The 17,173-nt window shown below is 37.3% G+C and carries 15 protein-coding genes; 13 read left to right on the plus strand and 2 right to left on the minus strand.

From position 1 onward, the window contains the following. Window positions 1-308: 308 nt before the first annotated feature. Complete coding sequence (locus DNJ77_RS00115; protein WP_116962966.1) at window positions 309-788, plus strand: hydrogenase maturation protease; 480 nt, start codon at window positions 309-311, stop codon at window positions 786-788. A gap of 100 nt (window positions 789-888) precedes the next feature. On the opposite strand, the gene pta is transcribed toward DNJ77_RS00115, so the two are convergent. Together pta and DNJ77_RS00125 are read right to left on the minus strand one after the other, a co-directional pair. Then, window positions 889-2,994, minus strand: coding sequence for a phosphate acetyltransferase (gene pta / locus DNJ77_RS00120; RefSeq protein WP_116962967.1), 2,106 nt, complete (start codon window positions 2,992-2,994; stop codon window positions 889-891). Window positions 2,995-3,016: 22 nt separating this feature from the next. Further along, window positions 3,017-4,192, minus strand: a complete 1,176-nt coding sequence (locus DNJ77_RS00125) for an acetate/propionate family kinase (protein ID WP_116962968.1) — start codon at window positions 4,190-4,192, stop codon at window positions 3,017-3,019. A gap of 182 nt (window positions 4,193-4,374) precedes the next feature. Between DNJ77_RS00125 and hypA the strand changes: the two genes are divergently transcribed. The 12 genes from hypA (at window position 4,375) to DNJ77_RS00185 (ending at window position 17,130) form a co-directional block, all read left to right on the plus strand. Next, window positions 4,375-4,728 carry a hydrogenase maturation nickel metallochaperone HypA gene (gene hypA, locus DNJ77_RS00130; RefSeq protein WP_116962969.1) on the plus strand — a complete coding sequence of 118 codons (354 nt, stop codon included), beginning with the start codon at window positions 4,375-4,377 and terminating at the stop codon, window positions 4,726-4,728. A gap of 33 nt (window positions 4,729-4,761) precedes the next feature. Beyond that, complete coding sequence (gene hypB, locus DNJ77_RS00135) at window positions 4,762-5,496, plus strand: hydrogenase nickel incorporation protein HypB (RefSeq protein ID WP_116962970.1); 735 nt, start codon at window positions 4,762-4,764, stop codon at window positions 5,494-5,496. Window positions 5,497-5,500: 4 nt separating this feature from the next. After that, window positions 5,501-7,789 (plus strand): carbamoyltransferase HypF, encoded by a 2,289-nt coding sequence (hypF, locus tag DNJ77_RS00140; protein WP_116962971.1) that lies wholly within the window; start codon window positions 5,501-5,503, stop codon window positions 7,787-7,789. Continuing rightward, window positions 7,752-7,973 carry a HypC/HybG/HupF family hydrogenase formation chaperone gene (locus DNJ77_RS00145; RefSeq protein WP_116962972.1) on the plus strand — a complete coding sequence of 74 codons (222 nt, stop codon included), beginning with the start codon at window positions 7,752-7,754 and terminating at the stop codon, window positions 7,971-7,973. Before hypF ends, DNJ77_RS00145 begins: the two co-directional genes overlap by 38 nt. A 9-nt stretch (window positions 7,974-7,982) precedes the next feature. Beyond that, window positions 7,983-9,095, plus strand: a complete 1,113-nt coding sequence (gene hypD / locus DNJ77_RS00150; RefSeq protein ID WP_116962973.1) for a hydrogenase formation protein HypD — start codon at window positions 7,983-7,985, stop codon at window positions 9,093-9,095. Further along, on the plus strand, window positions 9,092-10,117 hold the full coding sequence (gene hypE, locus DNJ77_RS00155) for a hydrogenase expression/formation protein HypE (RefSeq protein WP_116962974.1): 1,026 nt from the start codon (window positions 9,092-9,094) through the stop codon (window positions 10,115-10,117). Before hypD ends, hypE begins: the two co-directional genes overlap by 4 nt. A gap of 11 nt (window positions 10,118-10,128) precedes the next feature. Next, window positions 10,129-11,235 (plus strand): 4Fe-4S dicluster domain-containing protein, encoded by a 1,107-nt coding sequence (locus tag DNJ77_RS00160; protein WP_116962975.1) that lies wholly within the window; start codon window positions 10,129-10,131, stop codon window positions 11,233-11,235. Next, window positions 11,232-12,083, plus strand: a complete 852-nt coding sequence (locus DNJ77_RS00165; RefSeq protein WP_116962976.1) for an FAD/NAD(P)-binding protein — start codon at window positions 11,232-11,234, stop codon at window positions 12,081-12,083. The genes DNJ77_RS00160 and DNJ77_RS00165 overlap by 4 nt, the downstream gene beginning before the upstream one ends. Window position 12,084: 1 nt before the next feature. Continuing rightward, window positions 12,085-12,897 carry an NADH-quinone oxidoreductase subunit B family protein gene (locus DNJ77_RS00170; RefSeq protein WP_116962977.1) on the plus strand — a complete coding sequence of 271 codons (813 nt, stop codon included), beginning with the start codon at window positions 12,085-12,087 and terminating at the stop codon, window positions 12,895-12,897. Then, window positions 12,894-14,225, plus strand: a complete 1,332-nt coding sequence (locus DNJ77_RS00175) for a Ni/Fe hydrogenase subunit alpha (RefSeq protein WP_192877915.1) — start codon at window positions 12,894-12,896, stop codon at window positions 14,223-14,225. Before DNJ77_RS00170 ends, DNJ77_RS00175 begins: the two co-directional genes overlap by 4 nt. 10 nt (window positions 14,226-14,235) lie before the next feature. Next, window positions 14,236-15,162, plus strand: a complete 927-nt coding sequence (locus DNJ77_RS00180) for a HoxN/HupN/NixA family nickel/cobalt transporter (RefSeq protein WP_116962978.1) — start codon at window positions 14,236-14,238, stop codon at window positions 15,160-15,162. Between the two features lie 120 nt (window positions 15,163-15,282). Next, window positions 15,283-17,130 carry a cation:proton antiporter gene (locus tag DNJ77_RS00185; protein WP_157966521.1) on the plus strand — a complete coding sequence of 616 codons (1,848 nt, stop codon included), beginning with the start codon at window positions 15,283-15,285 and terminating at the stop codon, window positions 17,128-17,130. The last annotated feature ends 43 nt before the right edge of the window (window positions 17,131-17,173 follow it).

Raw genomic sequence — 17,173 nt, forward strand, 5'->3', positions numbered from 1 at the left:
AACAGATGACAATCGTTGAAGATGGTAGTTTTTTCTACAGAATGTTTTTTTATTTTTTAGGTTACAATCCGAATTAAAGTGAATATAGAAAGGGTATATAAATTTTATACAACTGCAAACGTCTGTTCTACTAAGTAAAAAACAATGACTAGAATGTAGTTTTGATCTTTGGTTTGCTAATAAGCATATGTTAAAAACCAGAGAGATTAACAGTTAAGCTTGCTTTTACTTAGATTGCAAAAGAAAATCTAAAAACAATGCATTACAATTTTACTCGTTTTATAAAGTGACTAAATCATCGAGGGTGTGTGAGAAATAAAAAAAGTCATAAAGTCCTTATTGTAGGAATTGGTTCGCCTTTTGGTGATGATCAATTTGGGTGGTTAGTTGCTAAAAACATCCAAGAAAGATTAATTGCCAAGCATAGAGTTGATGTTGAGATTGTAGATCGACCTGGTTTGAATTTACTTAGATTTTTAGAGCAGGGTTATCAAAAAATTATTCTTATTGATGCGGTGAATGCGGGTCTGAGAATAGGAGAAATACTTTGTCTGAAAGCGAATGAGATATCTAAATTTATTAAGGGTTCTCTATCATCTCATCATATCGGTGTGGCACCTTCACTTGCTTTGGCAAATGCGTTGAATATGAATATCAGTCATGTCATTTTTTATGGCGTTCAAGGTGAGCGGTTATTCGTTAAGGATGGTCAGTTATCGCAGATGGTAGAAGATGCTATTTCCCCTATGGTTAGCAAGATCTACTATGAGCACGTCCTTCATAGCTAAAGCGATGTATGATCGTGATAATTAGGAAGCAGTAAGGTAATAGGTATGGTAAATAAGTGTTTCTTAAATGGGATATCCCGTTGCGACCATGTTTATTTTATTATTTTTTCTCATGTGCTCCAGCCTGAATTGCGGTAATTGCAATAGTATAGATAATGTCATCCACTGTAGCGCCTCGTGATAAATCATTAATAGGCTTGTTAAGACCTTGCAAAATAGGACCAATACTTAGCACATTAGCACTTCTTTGTACGGCTTTATAAGTCGTATTTCCTGTGTTAAGGTCAGGAAAAATCAGTACCGTGGCATATCCTGCAACTGGACTTTGTGGCGCTTTTTTGCAAGCAACAGACAATGTTGTTGCAGCGTCATATTGTAAAGGTCCATCAATGACTAAGTCTGGTCGTTTTTGTTTAACGATTTCTGTTGCTTGACGCACTTTGTCAACGTCAACGCCATACCCTGATTGACCGGTGCTGTAGCTGATCATCGCGATCTTAGGATCAATTCCAAACGCATCAGCTGATTCTGCGCTTTGAATAGCAATCTCGGCTAATTCTTGTGCATTAGGATCAGGATTAACTGCACAGTCTCCATAAACTAATACTTGATCTTCTAGACACATGAAAAAAACTGAAGAAACAATTGAGCATTCAGGTTTTGTTTTAATAATTTTTAATGCAGGAGAGATGGTATGTGCTGTGGTATTTAGTGCTCCAGCTACTAAACCATCTGCATCACCAATGGCAAGCATCATTGTGCCAAGGGTGACAGTGTCTTCTAAACTCCCGCGCGCCAAAACATCTGTCATGCCTTTATGCTTACGCTTCTCAATTAGAGGTGCTACATATTTTTCTTTAATGCTATCTGGATCAATTGTTTTGAGTGTATCAGAGAAGCTTAAACCATGCTTTTGTGCAATTTCTAAAATTTTCTCGCGTTTGCCAAGTAGAATACATTCAGCAACTTTACGTTTAGTGCAAAAAATGGCGGCTTCAATTGTACGTGGTTCGTATCCTTCTGGCAGCACAATACGTTTTTGCTTTTCAGTCGCACGCTTAATAAGATAGTGACGAAATGCAGGAGGTGACATTTTTTTATTGACAGTTCCTTTTTGTAGTCGTTGTTCAATTTTTCTAATATCAATATGTTCAGCGATTAAAGCTTTAAGCAACACTAAGCGCTCAGTGTCATCTTTTGGAATGCTGCTATAGTCAATATCGGCAAGTTTTAAAATAGTGCTAATGCTTTTACTTTCAGTCGCAAAAATCGGGAGTTGAGTTTGCTGAGCAGTATGTAAACAAAAGTCAATCACATTTTTATTGACCAGTGAAAATGCAGTAAGGATGAGTCCAGAAATTTGAATTTCTTTTTGCGCCGCAAGTGTTGTTGCCAAAATAATATCACTACGGTCAGAAGCAGTAATAATCAGCACTCCTGGTTTAAGCTCATCTACAACATGATCGATAGTACGTGAGCACATAGTAACGACTTGAACTCGCCGATTGTGATCAAAGTTTTCGTGTACAGCTGAAAGCCCAAGCCAATTGGCAATATCAATAACACGTGGAAAAGCAAGTTTATCTTGCCAATAGGTCACACCAAGCAGGGTCAAATTATGGTTTTTAAAAATAGGCATTTCCTTAATATTTGCTGTTGTGATCATGTTAGTCATAACAGAAGGTAAAGATTCATCTAATAAGCTAAAACGGTTATTACCATATTTATCAATAGGGGCATTGAGTTTGGTGATAATGGCGCCAACAAGCGATTGGCTAGGAATTTGCTGTTTATAGTGTTCAAGTTGTGCTTCAAGCTCTAAGAGGTTTTTATTGCCTTGTCTTGCGATTAATACGACATCTGCATTAAAAGCATGAATCAGAGTGGAATTAAAAAGAGAAGTAAATGTGTTGAGCCATTTAAAATCATTATGATTGTGTTCTTTGATAAATATGCCGTCAATTAGTATAATATCAGTTCCTTCGCTTTTTTGATCATAAATATTCAATAGGTGCTCAAAAAATGCCTTTACACGATTTTGGCGAAAGTATTGTTCAATATCGACAGAAGATAAGTTAGAGTCAAATAAAGGGTTAAACAGTTTAACCGTATAACCTTGTTCTTCAAGTGCATGTTTTAAACCCTGTTTCAGTGAAAAGAGTCCAACACTTTGACCGGTTGGCAGTAAAACAATCGGGAGTGGCATGTTTATTCCTTCCTAAAGTGACTTAAATTAAGTGCTGACATGCTTGTGCAATCATCAGTTCTTCATTGGTTGGAAGTACCATGATGCGCTTACTATTGTGTGCTTGAATTTCAGTATATGTTTTTGGTGCCTGATTACATTTATCATTGATTTTAAAATCAAGGTTATTAAGGTTATTTATGATTTTTTGGCGAACTAAAGCACTATTTTCACCAATTCCAGCGGTAAAAATAAGACCATCAAAACGATCAAAATACATCATATAACTTGCAATGAAGCTTGCAGCACGGTGACAAAAAATTGCTAATGCAGTTTCGGCTTTTTTATTTCCTTGAGTAATCATTTTACTAATGTCGCGCATATCACTTTTGCCGCAAAGTGCCAACAGACCACCTTGTCTATTCAATAGAGTGGTGATTTCATCGATGCTTATTTTTAGTTGTTTGTGTAGATATTGAAATATTCCAGGATCTATGCCGCCTGAGCGTGTGCCCATAACAAGACCATCTAGTGGCGTAAATCCCATGCTGGTGTCAATGCTTTTACCTTCTTTGATAGCAGTAATACTGCAACCGTTACCTAGGTGTGCACTGATAAAATTGCCTCTTTCGATATCTAAATATTGTGCAGCATCTTTAGCAACATAGTGGTGACTAATGCCATGAAAACCATATTTTCTTACGTGTTGATCATAATAAAATGTATCTTGAATTGCATAGCGATGAATATGTTCAGGAATACTGTGGTGAAACGCGGTATCAAACATTGCGACTTGTGGAATATGAGGGAAGTGCGTTAAGCAAAATTCGATACCAGCTAAATTTGCAGGGTTATGTAAAGGTGCTAAAGGAATGAGTTGTTTGATTTTAGTAATTACGCTTTGATCAACAATAACAGCTTCATTGAAAAGATGACCACCGTGCACAACCCTATGTCCAATGCCTGTAATGCAGTCAAAAAAATCATAGCTTTTCAATGTTTCTACAATCAAACCAAATGCAAGTCTATAGTTCATATTAGATTGGGTGAACGTTTGTTTATCTTGTGCTGCATTTGCGAAAGAAAAGCAAGCATCACTTTGTCCAATTTTATCTGCAATTCCAAAAAAAATAGCCATAGTTTGATGATGATTAAACAAAGCAAATTTAATTGATGAGCTACCGCAATTAAATATTAAAAAGTATCGTTTATCTGACATGAGAAAAAAAGCTACACTCAAGTGAGCTTTCAATATAACCTGATAATGACGCTAATGAAAAGCTCTAATCAACAAAAACTTGCGTTGTATCATAAAAAGGTTAAATATAAGTAGTGCACGCTTTAGTGAAAAATGTGATTTGTGTTACTCTGCAAATAAATAAAGTGATTGACAATTAGTATATGCACGAGTTTTCTCTTTGTCAGAGTGTCATTAAAATCGTATCTGATCAGCTTATAAAAAAGAAGTATAAAAGCACCAATAAGATCAATAAAGTAATACTGAGTATAGGCGAGATTGCAGGAGTTGATATTGAATCAATCCGATTTTGGTTTCCAGTTGTGGCAAAAGACACCCCTTTAGAAAAAGCACAGCTGGAGGTCAAGCTCAAAGAAGGTAAGGCTTTGTGTTTAAGATGCAATTATGTGTATCGATTATTTAAGTTATATCAGGCTTGCCCAAATTGTGAATCATATGAGAAGCATATCTTAAGTGGTCAAGAAATGTTGGTTAAAAATATTGAAATGAGCAATTGAACGTTTTTTTATTTTCACATCTAAGGAGCAAAAATGTGTACAACTTGTGGATGTCAAGGTAATACCTATCATGAGCATGATCACCACCATTATGAGCATCGAATTGATAGTATTGAAATTGAAAAGGCGATTTTAGAAGTCAATGATTATCATGCAAAGCATAATCGTGAATATTTAGACAAACGAAATGCTGTAGCATTAAATTTTGTATCCAGTCCAGGTTCTGGTAAGACTTCACTACTTGAAAAGACAGTTTCTGCACTTCAACAAAAGTATTTAGTTGCTGTTGTAGAAGGCGATCAACATACAGAAATCGATGCAGATAGAATACGTAAAGTAGGTGGTCAGGCTTATCAAATCAATACGGGTAAAACATGTCATTTGGATGCCCACATGGTTGGTCATGCATTTGAACATTTAGCAATAGCAGAGAATAGCTTTGTTTTTATTGAAAACGTTGGCAATTTGATTTGTCCTGCTATGTTTGATTTAGGAGAGCATCATCGGATTGCTGTGATTTCAACAACTGAAGGAGATGATAAACCTCTTAAGTATCCAGATATGTTTTATTATGCTGATACCGTTGTGATCAATAAAACAGATTTATTACCTTATGTTGATTTCGATACTAAGCGCTGTATAGATAATATACGTAAGATTCGTACTGAGGCAAGGGTGTTTGAGTTATCTGTAAAAACAGGTCAAGGGTTAAATATATGGGTTAGCTGGCTAAAAAGTTTGATTAAAGAAAGAATAAACACGGTATGAAATTATGAAAGGCTGTGTGAAGGTTGTAGCAAACGGCGTTGTGCAAGGTGTGGGTTTTAGACCTTTTATTTATCGTTTGGCTCGTGATTTTAAGTTAAATGGTAGTGTGCAGAACACACCAAGAGGTGTTGAAATTATACTAGACACCACACTCAAACATGCTCAGTTGTTTATTGACGCAATCAAAACACATCTGCCAACTTTAGCAAGATTGGAAATGATCAGTATGAGTATTGTTGATTCTGCAAAAAAATATTCTACTTTTGAAATTTTAAAGAGTGAGCAAGGTGAAAGTGCAACACAAATTCCTATTGACACTGCCATTTGTACCTTATGTTTACAAGAACTCTTTTCACCAAATAGTGGTTATTACCTTTACCCTTACGTTAGCTGTACTCACTGTGGTCCACGTTATAGTGTGATTGATGCCTTGCCATACGATCGTGATAAAACAACGTTTAATGATTTTCCGTTATGTTCTTCTTGCTTGGCAGTGTATCAAGATCCATTAAATAGGCGCTATCATGCTCAAACGACGGTTTGTGAAAAATGTGGGCCACAACTGTCACATCACTTTCATGAGATGAGCGATATTTTACATCAAGGTAGAATCTTAGCTTTGAAAAGCCATAATGGTTTTAGACTGATTCTAAATGCCCAGGATGAACAAGCCATAAGCTTGTTGCGTAAACGGAAGTTTCGACCACAGAAGCCGTTTGCCTTAATGTCTTTGAACATGGAAAGCATAAAGCAATATGTTATGGTAGGTGACAAAGAATCGACATTATTGCATTTGCCACAGCGCCCAATTGTATTATTGAGCAAAAAGGAAAATTGTAAGCTACCAAGTAGCTTAGCTCCTGGTTTAAATGAACTCGGTTTTATGCTGCCGGCAACAGGGTTAGATTATTTGCTTTTTTATTATCTGTTAGGAAAACCTCAAGGACAGCAGTGGTTACAACAAGCTCATGATCTTGCTCTTATCGTAACAAGTGCAAATTTATCTGGTGGCAGTATTATTGCGAACAATATGGCAGCAAAAGAAAAATTACACTTTATTGCAGATTTAATCGTTGATGATAATCGTAAAATTGCTATGCAAAGTGATGATAGTGTAATGCGAGTTGTGGCAAATAAATCGATGATGATTCGTCGATCTAGAGGGTTTACACCTACAACTTTAGCACTAAAAGAGAAGCTTCCAAGCGTATTTGCAGCTGGAGCGTTATTAAAAAATACTTTTTGCTTTATTGATAAGAGTGAAGCATATTTGTCTCAGTATATCGGCGATATGGATAATCAGGATAGCATCGAGTATTTTCAAAAAGCGTTTCACCATTATCAAAAGCTATTTGGTATGAAGTTCTCAGCAGTAGGGTGTGATTTACATCCGGATTTTTATACAACCAGTTTTGTTGAGCGTCTTGATTTGCCTTTGTATAAAATTCAACACCATAAAGCTCATGCTGCATCAGTGATTGCTGAACATAACATCAAAGGAGAGGCATTAGCACTTATTTTAGATGGCTTTGGTATGGGAGAAGATGGGGTTGCAAGAGGTGGTGAGTTATATCACTGTAATATAGCTGAACTTAGCTTTAAGCAAATAGGTGAGCTTAGTCCTATGATTTATCTAGGTGGGGATAGAGTACAAAAAGAGCCCTGGCGTATGGCCTTATCGTTATGTGTTGAACTTGCCCTTAGTGTACCAAACTATTTGTTAGAGCATCGAAATTCAAAAATATTCTTAGATTTGTTACAACAAAATAGCTCAAGTTTACCTGTTACAACTAGTATGGGACGCTTATTTGACGGCATTTCAAGTTTACTAGATATCTGTCATTACAATAGTTTTGAAGGTGAGGCTGCTATGAAGTTAGAGGCATTAGCAATTACTCCTGTCGTTGACGAAGCATTGTTCAAATTAAATCCAAACAACCAATTGGATATTTCTTGGTTGATTAAAGCATTATTAAGTAGTTCAAACCAAACGCAGGCAAGTAATTTGTTTCATGGCACGTTGGCATATGCGTTAAGCGTTTGGATGGATAAAAATGCACAAGTCAAAGACATAAAACAAGTCATTTTAAGTGGTGGATGTTTTCAGAATAAAGTGTTATTGACGCTATTATTAGCGCATTTAAAAGAGAGGGGTTTAACTGTTTATATTCCTGAGTCTGTCCCTGTAAACGATGGTGGTGTGAGCTTAGGGCAAGCCTGGTTTGCTGCTAAAAAATACCAGAAGGAGAAACAAAATGTGTTTAGCAATTCCTGCACAAGTGATTGCACTTAAAAAAGATCAACAGGCGCTTGTTAATGTTGGTGGAGTGCATAAAGAGATTTCTTTGGTGTTGCTGGCAGAAAATATTAAGGTGGGTGAATACGTGCTTGTTCATGTGGGCTTTGCATTGAGTAAGCTTAATGAAGAAAAAGCCAAACAGACTTTAGCTGACTTTGCTCAGATGTTAAAACAATGAGGATCAGTCATGAATTATATTGAGGTTTTTCGCGATCCTAGGGTAGCAAACAAGCTGATTGAAAAAATCCAAAAAGTAGCATTACCAGATAGAGAATATCATTTAATGGAGTTTTGTGGTGGACATACACATGCAATCCATCGTTATGGGATTGCTGGGCTTTTGCCAAGTAATGTACATATGATTCATGGACCTGGATGTCCTGTTTGCGTTTTACCTGTTTCACGTGTTGATCAGGCAATTTTTTTAGCCAGACAAGAGAATGTCATCTTTTGTAGTTATGCAGATATGTTACGGGTACCAGGTACAAACCAAGATAGTCTGATAAAAGCAAAAGCACGTGGTGCAGATGTTCGTATGGTTTACTCTATTGAAGATGCAGTAAAACTTGCTATTTCTCAGTCAAATAAAAAAGTCATTTTTTTTGCAATAGGTTTTGAGACAACAACACCGCCTACTGCTGTTGCAATTGATACAGCAAATAAATCTGATATAGGCAACTTTTATATATTTTGTAATCATGTATTAACACCAGTTGCAATGGAAGCGATTTTATCAGATGAAGTTAAAATCAATGGTTTTGTTGGTCCTTCACATGTGAGTATTGTTATTGGTAGTAATGCTTATCATTCTGTAGCAACGAAATATCACAAGCCTATAGTGATTGCAGGATTTGAACCTTTAGATGTATTGCAATCGATCTTAATGTTGATAGAAATGATCAATAACAATGAAATTGGTGTAAAAAATCAATATATTCGCGCAGTAAGTGCAACGGGTAATGAATTTGCTCAAAGGCTTATTCATACTTATTTGGAATTATGCCCAACGTTTGAGTGGAGAGGATTAGGTTTTATCCCTAAAAGTGCTTTAAAAATTAAACAAGAATATGCACGTTTTGATGCGGAAGTGGAATTTGCTATTCCTCAGGGTGTTGTAGGTATTGAGCACAAAGCATGTGCTTGTTCTGATATTTTAAGGGGTATAAAAAAGCCAAAAGACTGCAAGTTGTTTGGTGTGGCATGTACCCCAGAGCAACCTATGGGAGCCTGTATGGTGTCTTCGGAAGGCGCATGTGCAGCGCGTTATCAATATCAATGGTCTAGGGCTTCTTCTGTATGAGTGTGAAGATAAACTTTAATACAGGTGTAGTCGATATGGCAATAGGAGCAGGTGGTAAAGCCATGAATCGCCTTATTGATCAGCTCATGAAAAAAGCATTTGCCAATGATTACTTGTTACAAGGTGAAGATCAAGCCACCTTGCCAGAAATAAAAGGTCAACTTGCTATGACCACTGATAATTATGTGATTACGCCTTATTTTTTTCCTGGTGGTGACATTGGAAGTCTTGCGGTATATGGTACAGTCAATGACCTTGTTGTAGGAGGCGCAAAGCCGTTATATTTATCGGTAGGATTTATTTTAGAAGAGGGGCTGCCTCTTAAAGATTTAAAAGAAATCGTAAACTCCATGGCAGAGGCTGCTAAAAAAGTCGGAGTTAAGCTTGTTACAGGAGACACTAAGGTTGTTGAAAAGGGCAAGGGAGATGGTATTTTTATTAATACAACTGGGCTAGGTGTAATTGAACAAAGTTTCGTTACAAGAACGCCCTTGCAAAAAGGAGATAACATTATTATCAATGGCTTTATTGCAGAACATGGTGTGGCTGTGATGTCTAAGCGTCAAGGTTTAAATTTTGACTGTAATGTCAAAAGCGATGTAATGCCTTTAAATCGTTTAATTGACATGCTTTATCAATCAGGTTGTAAAGTCAAAACAATGCGTGACCCAACTCGTGGTGGAGTTGGAGCAACGTTGAATGAATGGGCTTATCAGTATCAAGTTGGTATTTGTATAAATGAATCTGCTTTGCCAGTGGGTGAGGAAGTCCGTTCAGCCTGTGAGTTATTGGGCTTAGATCCTTTGTTTATTGCAAATGAGGGCAAGGTATTAATCGTATGTGAGGCACAAGAAACTGATAAAATCCTTCAAGGTTTACAATCTCAGCCAGAGGGGAAAGATGCAGCTGTGATTGCAAAAATAGAAAGTGAGAATGAGGCTTATGTCACGATGAAAACACGCTTTGGTGGTATCAGACGCGTTGATTGGTTAAGTGGTGAGCAATTGCCAAGAATTTGCTAAAAGGAGAAAATATGAGTCAGTTTTATTTTTTACCACATACGAGTTTAGATGATTTGATTCATTATTTAAAACAAGAGGGTTTTATGGTTAAAGCACCAATAGTAAGCGAAGGTGCGATTGTGTATGATGATATTGAAAAAGCAGCCGAATTACCCTGGGGATACATTGATGAGCAATCTCCGGCGCATTATAAAGTAACAAAAACCAATGCTAAAGCTGCTTTTGGATGGAGCTTACCGGTACAGTCTGTTAAGCCGATGCTGTTTAAGGAAAAAGAAAAATTATGGCGAGTCAAGAGAGATAAAAATGGTACACTTCAGTTTGAGTCATGTTTAAATAAACGAAAGTATGCAGTGTTAGGTGTGAGACCTTGTGATTTACGGGCAATTGAAATTCAAGATCGTGTATTTATTGAAAATGCTTACCAAGATGTGCGTTATAAGGTGCGTCGTGAAGCGATGTTTATTATTGCAGCTAATTGTACAACCTGTCACAGCAATTGCTTTTGCATAAGTTTGGGAGATTCCCCTTTTGCTGATAAAGGTTACGATTTAGCGATGACGGAAATTGATCATGGATTTGTTGTTGAGTCTGGAGGTGATAGTGGCAGAATGCTCATTGAATATTTGCAGTTGCAAGTAGCCAGCGGTGCGCAAACGCACATAGCCTATCAGAAGGTAAATGGTGTATATGGTAAACAAAACAAGTCTATTCCTCCCTTAGCACAAGTAGAAAAAGCACTTTTTGAAGAACATGATCACCCAAAATGGGAGGATGTTGCTAAACGATGTTTATCATGTGGAAATTGTACACAAGCCTGCCCAACCTGTTTTTGTCATACTGAAAAAGAGTCACCAAGTTTAGATGGCAAAGAAAGCACACATGTACGGGAGTGGGATTCTTGCTTTGGTTTAGATCATAGCTATACGCATGGTAAGCTTTATCGAGACAAGCCAAAATATCGTTATAGGCAGTGGTTAACACATAAGTTTTCAACGTGGCGGGAACAGTTTCGTACCAAAGGTTGTGTTGGTTGTGGACGCTGCATTACTTGGTGTCCGGTGAGTATTGATGTCACAGAAGAAATTAATATCATTTGTCAGGGGACAAATAAATGATTTATCCACAAGATGCCTACCTGCCACACGAAGCAGAAATTATTGAGTTTATTAAGGATGCAGGAGATATTTTTACACTGCGATTGCGTATAATGAATGAGAAAGTGCGCCAATCTTATAGCTTTCAGCCTGGTCAATTTAATATGATTTATTTATATGGGGTAGGAGAGGTCGCGATTTCAATCGTTAATGATCGAGACTTTAGTCGTGAGCTATTTGAGCACACCATTCAAGTTGTTGGACGCGTCACAAAAGGCATACAGAAGTTAAAAGCAGGTGAAAAAATTGGTATTCGAGGTCCTTTTGGTAGTTGTTGGCCAATTGAACAAGCCAAGGGTAAAGACGTTGTGATCATGACAGGCGGACTAGGGAATGCACCTTTAGTAGCTGCAACAGAAATGATCCTAAAAAATCGTGATAACTACGGTAAGCTCTATGTTGTACAAGGGGTGCGTCATAGTGTGGGATTAATCTATCAGGATAAATACGTGCGTTGGCATAACACACACAATACAGAAGTGATTATTACGACAACGGAAGGTAAACCTTTTGGACCGTGGAAATGGTATAACGGTTTTGTAACAGCAACAGTAAAAGATCTTAAACTGGATTACCAAAATACTTATGTGATGAGTGTAGGTCCTGAGATTATGATGAAAAATGTTGCTAAAGCTTTTATTGATATTGGCGTACCGGCAAATCAAGTTTTCGTGAGTTTAGAGCGGAGCATGAAATGTGCAATTGGACATTGTGGTCATTGTCAAATGGGTAAAGAATTTATCTGCAAAGATGGTGCAGTTTATGCTTATCCTTCTGTAGAAAAACTGCTATCTATTGAGGGGGTCTAAGATGTCAGCCCAAGACAAATTAAGTGGCTTATCAAGTAAACCAACGCTGGCGGTACATAAGTTTAGCTCTTGTGATGGTTGCCAACTTGCATTTATTAATGATGGGGTTAAGCTCCTGAAACTATCAGAACTTGTTGAAATCAGGCATTTTGCAGAAGCAGGTCCTGTGGATGAAAATTGTAAAGTGGATATTGCAATTATTGAAGGCAGTATTAACACCCAGCATGATGTGCATCGTATTCAAAGGATTCGTGACAATAGTAGATATCTGATTGCAATGGGTGCGTGCGCCACAAGTGGTGGTATTCAAGCACTACGCAATAACACTAATAAAGCTGAGTTTAAAGAGTGGATAAAAGAGGTGTATCCACAACATACGGATGTGATTGCTAAAGAGGAGCTTGATACGGTTAAAGCAATTGAAGATTATGTTGAAGTGGACTTTGAGGTTAGAGGTTGCCCTGTCAGTGGTGAGCAGATGTATCATATGGTGCGTCAGTTATTGTTTAAAGTAGAGTCCGAGTCAATTGTTGATCCTGTGTGTACTTCTTGTAAACACAGAGGGATTACTTGTGTCATAGTTGCATATAATGAACCATGTTTGGGACCTGTTACTGCTGATGGTTGTGATGCACTTTGTCCAAAAATTAATAGAGGTTGTTATGGCTGTTATGGTGTTTCAAAATATGCCAATTTTGATGCAATGACAGCAAAACTTAAATCAATGGGGCTTACTGATGAACAAATTGCTCGTAAATATCATTTTATCAACAATCAGCAACAAGGCTTTAAACAAGCAGGAGATAAGCAATGAGTTTCATTGCAAAAAGCACTAAAAAAATAGAAGTCCCTATTTTAGCGCGTGTTGAAGGAGAGGGTGCGCTTGATTTAGAGATTACAGATAATGAAATCAGCAAATGTCACGTTCGTATTTATGAACCTCCGCGCTATTTTGAGAAATTTTTAGAAGGGCGTGAGCCTAATGAGATCATTGATGCTGTTGCACGTATTTGTGGTATTTGTCCTATGGCCTATCAGATGAGTGTTGTAACGTTAATGGAAAAAGCGTTTGGTGTTGAGGTGACCTCTTGGATTAAAGCAATGCGTCGTGTGATGTATTTAGGTGAGTGGATGGAGTCACATTATCTACATACTCACATTTTAGCAGCGCCTGATTTTTTAAAGTATCATTCTGCGATTGAAATGGCAAAAGACTTCCCAAATGAAATCAAACGCGGTGTTAAATTGCAGCACCTGGGCAATGATATTTTAGCTCTTTTTGGAGGGCGTTCTGTTCATCCTGGTGCAATTAAAGTTGGTGGTTTTTATCGTGCGCCTAAACCAAAAGAAATCAAAGCACTTATTCCACGCTTACAAGAAGCATTGACTGATGCTAAAGATGTGGTACTGTGGTTTGCAACTTTACCTTATCCTGATGTAAATTTTGATGAAATTTTACAAGTATCATTAATGGATCAAAGTGGGCAATATCCGGTTATTGCTGATCATGTTGTTACAAATAAAGGAGAGAGCTTCCCAATTGAAGATTGGGATCAATATTTTTATGAATTTCATGCCCCACAATCCACGGCACTGCATTCAACACGTGATGATAAACCTTATATGACGACACCATTGACACGCTTAAATTTAAATTTTAATAAATTACCACAAGAAGTACAGGATTTAGCTAATAGCACAGGCGTCTCTTTCCCAAGTAATAACATCTTTCATAGCATCTTAGCACGTTCAATTGAGTGCTATTACGCTATAGGTGAGATTTTACGTATTTTGAAAAATTATGAGTATCCAGAAAAGCCTTATGTGGATGTGACTTACAAAGCAAGTAAGGCGTGGGGAGCAAGTGAAGCGCCACGTGGTATTCAAATTGACTACTTTGAGTTTGATGATGAAGGACGGGCTACCAAAATACGCATTACCCCACCAACTGCGCAAAACTTGGCATGTATGGAAGCAGATTTAAAGCAATCACTAACTCAGTTTGGGTTGGATAAATCCGATGATGAGCTAAGAGTGTACGCTGAAATGGTGATACGTAACTATGATCCTTGTATTTCATGTTCAGCACATTTTTTAACTTTAAATCTAGAGCGAATCAGCAGTACAGAAATAGAGAAATAGAGAAATAGTCATGTGTGATAAACGGTTTTTTGGTAAGTTTATTATAGTTAGTATAGTTTTATGGGTCGTATTTGGATTGATGTTCTATCAGCATTTGTCGTTATTAGGCATGGTGTTTATCGCTTTTGTACTAGGTTTAAGACATGGCTTTGACGTTGATCATATCGTGGCAATTGATAATATTACACGTAAACTCGCAGCAAGTGATAAACCAAGTATCACAACAGGCTTGTTTTTTGCTTTGGGACATTCTACTGTCGTATTTTTGCTGACTTTTTTTGTAATACTCGGTGTAAGTTTAACTCAAACAGAAAAAGTAGGTGTGTTAGCAACAGGTGCGCTTGTCGGTAGCATTGTATCAATTACATTTCTATGGCTTACCGCGAGCATGAATGTTGTATCTTTGTACCATATGGTTAGGCGTAACCAAAGTAAACATCTTTATTCGCCCTTAGCACATTGGCTTAGACCTATTTTTAAATTGATTGATAAACCTTATAAAATGTATCCAGTTGGATTTTTGTTTGGGTTAGGGTTTGATACGGCTACTGAAATCGCTCTTTTAGGGTTGGCAGCAAGTGTGTCTTTACAGGGCGAGTCTATATGGCTTATTTTGTGTTTGCCGATTGCATTTGCATTAGGAATGACATGGGTTGATTCGTTGGATGCAATTATTATGACAAAGCTGGTTGATACAAACAGCTTGAATTCATCTAAATATAAGCACTTTAACATTACGGTATTATTAATTGTTATCTTTGCTGCGTTTAGTGTTGGCTTTATCCAATTATTTAGTTTAATTGGCATTAAAATGTATGACATGGTAGGTTTTGTTTTAGATTACTCACCGTGGTTTGGAGCAGCAATTGTTTTGATCTTGCTTTTATTACTGATATTCATGCGTTTAAAAGAGAGTTTAAGGATAACTCCTAATTAAGTAAAGAGAAGGAGCTTCGGCAGATAAAAAACACTTTCGCTTCACTTGTCGTTTGTTACAATGAATGCTATTCAAATTGATTGAAGGGTTTTATCTTAGGTGGAAGTAAGTAACTTTTTTTTGTCACCAACGTATATTCCAATAGTGTTCATGGTGATTTTATCGTTGGGTTTTATTTGTCAATGGCTAGCTTGGAGGCTAAAATTACCAGCAATTTTATTCTTGCTTGTTGTTGGAATTTTACTAGGACCTGTGAGTCAATTACTCTTTGGTGAACATTATCAGTTTCTGCGTCCATCCTTTTTATTTGAAAAGATGCTTTATCCTGTTGTGTCGATTTGTGTATCGATTATTTTGTTTGAAGGTTGTATGACTCTTAAGTTTCGTGAAATTAGAGGTTTAGGTGGTACGGTTAGAAACATCGTAACCATTGGTCTTTTAATTACAGCGACATTAACAACTGTGCTTGTTCACTATATTTTTAATATTTCATGGCAGGTTTCGGCGCTTATTGGCGCTATTTCATCGGTTAGTGGACCGACCGTAGTGGTGCCAATTTTACGTAGTGTGAGACCCACTGAAAAACTCGCTAATATTATTCGGTGGGAAGGTATGCTCGTTGATCCAATCGGTGCATTATTAGCAGTAATTGTTTTTACTGCGATCACTGCTTCGCAATATGATGCTTTCTGGTATATTAGCACTCATATTTTATCGGTGCTTTTAGTTGGTGGAATTGGCGGACTTATCACGGGATTTTTATTAGGGATGATTTTAAAAAAGCAATGGGTGCCAAGCTATCTGAATAATATGTTTGTATTGTCTTTTGTAGTAACAAGCTTTGTGATTGCTGAATACGTTGTTGAAGGTGGGGGTCTTTTGATCGTCACCGTGATGGGAATTATCGTTGGTAATATGCCCAATACTCATATTGAGGAAATTCTTGATTTTAAGGAGTCTTTAAGCCTTATTTTGATTTCAAGTTTATTTATTATTTTAGGTGCGAATGTTAGCTTTGAATATCTGGAGGGAGTTTGGTGGAAAGCAATTATCTTAGTGTTATTGTTACAATTTATTGTACGTCCTATTGCCGCAGCACTTTCAATTTTAGGTAGTGAGCTTAATTGGCGTGAGCGTGTGATGATTAGCTGGATTGCACCGCGTGGAATTGTAGCAGCTGCGGTAGCAGCACTTTTTTCAATAAAAGTGATTGAGAATCTGGAATTGATAGAAGAAGGCGAGCTATTAGTATTAATTGTTTTTATGGTAATTTTAGGGACGGTCATTATCCAAAGTCTAACAGCTCCATTCTTAGCAAAAATACTTCATGCATCTGCCCCTGAACCAAGAGGTTTTTTGATGATAGGCGGAAATACTTTAGCACGTAGCATTGCCAAGGAGCTGACTCAAAATGGCGTTCATGTTGTGATTGCAGATACCAGTTGGCGTAGTGTACAAGCTTGTCGATTGCAAGGGTTGGATTGCTATTATGGTAGCTCGGTTTCTGAACATGCTGATTGGCACTTAAATTTAGTAGGCATTGGTAGAATGCTTGGATGCTCAAGTAGCGAACAAATGAATACTTTAGCTGCGGTTAAGTATTATCGCGAGTTTGAGGGGAAAACTTCTGTTTTTGTGCTTCCCACGGCGCAAAACAAAGCAAATTCTAAGCTTACTTATTTAACTAAGAAATTTGCCAAACGGTTGTTTAGTAGAGACTTATCCTACCAGGTTTTGCGTAGCATGGTAAAGCAAGGCGGCCAAGTTAAAACAACAATGCTAACAGATGAGTTTAATTGGGAGCAATTTATATCCTTAAATCAAACTGCTGTTCCACTTTTCTTTATTAATAAAAAAGGTCAGATTCATGTCGCATCGCCTGATAGCCAATATGCACCTGAGTCTGGTTGGAAAGTCATTTATCTTATGCCTCCAGCAAATTGGACTCCAGAGAGTGAAGATGAATAATAGTGGGGAATGGTTTACAAGTGGCTACTTTGTCATTTGGTTG

Origin of the sequence: Fastidiosibacter lacustris, from assembly GCF_003428155.1 — a bacterium.
GTDB classification, from domain to species: domain Bacteria; phylum Pseudomonadota; class Gammaproteobacteria; order Francisellales; family Francisellaceae; genus Caedibacter; species Caedibacter lacustris.

What these genes read in the sequence shown, in the direction of transcription:
- DNJ77_RS00170 (WP_116962977.1), top strand. Translation starts at nt 12,085, where the DNA reads ATGTCAGCCCAAGACAAATTAAGTGGCTTATCAAGTAAACCAACGCTG.
- DNJ77_RS00175 (WP_192877915.1), top strand. Translation starts at nt 12,894, where the DNA reads ATGAGTTTCATTGCAAAAAGCACTAAAAAAATAGAAGTCCCTATTTTA.
- DNJ77_RS00160 (WP_116962975.1), top strand. Translation starts at nt 10,129, where the DNA reads ATGAGTCAGTTTTATTTTTTACCACATACGAGTTTAGATGATTTGATT.
- pta (WP_116962967.1), bottom strand. Translation starts at nt 2,994, where the DNA reads ATGCCACTCCCGATTGTTTTACTGCCAACCGGTCAAAGTGTTGGACTC.
- hypE (WP_116962974.1), top strand. Translation starts at nt 9,092, where the DNA reads ATGAGTGTGAAGATAAACTTTAATACAGGTGTAGTCGATATGGCAATA.
- DNJ77_RS00125 (WP_116962968.1), bottom strand. Translation starts at nt 4,192, where the DNA reads ATGTCAGATAAACGATACTTTTTAATATTTAATTGCGGTAGCTCATCA.
- DNJ77_RS00165 (WP_116962976.1), top strand. Translation starts at nt 11,232, where the DNA reads ATGATTTATCCACAAGATGCCTACCTGCCACACGAAGCAGAAATTATT.
- hypA (WP_116962969.1), top strand. Translation starts at nt 4,375, where the DNA reads ATGCACGAGTTTTCTCTTTGTCAGAGTGTCATTAAAATCGTATCTGAT.
- hypF (WP_116962971.1), top strand. Translation starts at nt 5,501, where the DNA reads ATGAAAGGCTGTGTGAAGGTTGTAGCAAACGGCGTTGTGCAAGGTGTG.
- DNJ77_RS00145 (WP_116962972.1), top strand. Translation starts at nt 7,752, where the DNA reads ATGTGTTTAGCAATTCCTGCACAAGTGATTGCACTTAAAAAAGATCAA.
- DNJ77_RS00180 (WP_116962978.1), top strand. Translation starts at nt 14,236, where the DNA reads ATGTGTGATAAACGGTTTTTTGGTAAGTTTATTATAGTTAGTATAGTT.
- hypB (WP_116962970.1), top strand. Translation starts at nt 4,762, where the DNA reads ATGTGTACAACTTGTGGATGTCAAGGTAATACCTATCATGAGCATGAT.
- hypD (WP_116962973.1), top strand. Translation starts at nt 7,983, where the DNA reads ATGAATTATATTGAGGTTTTTCGCGATCCTAGGGTAGCAAACAAGCTG.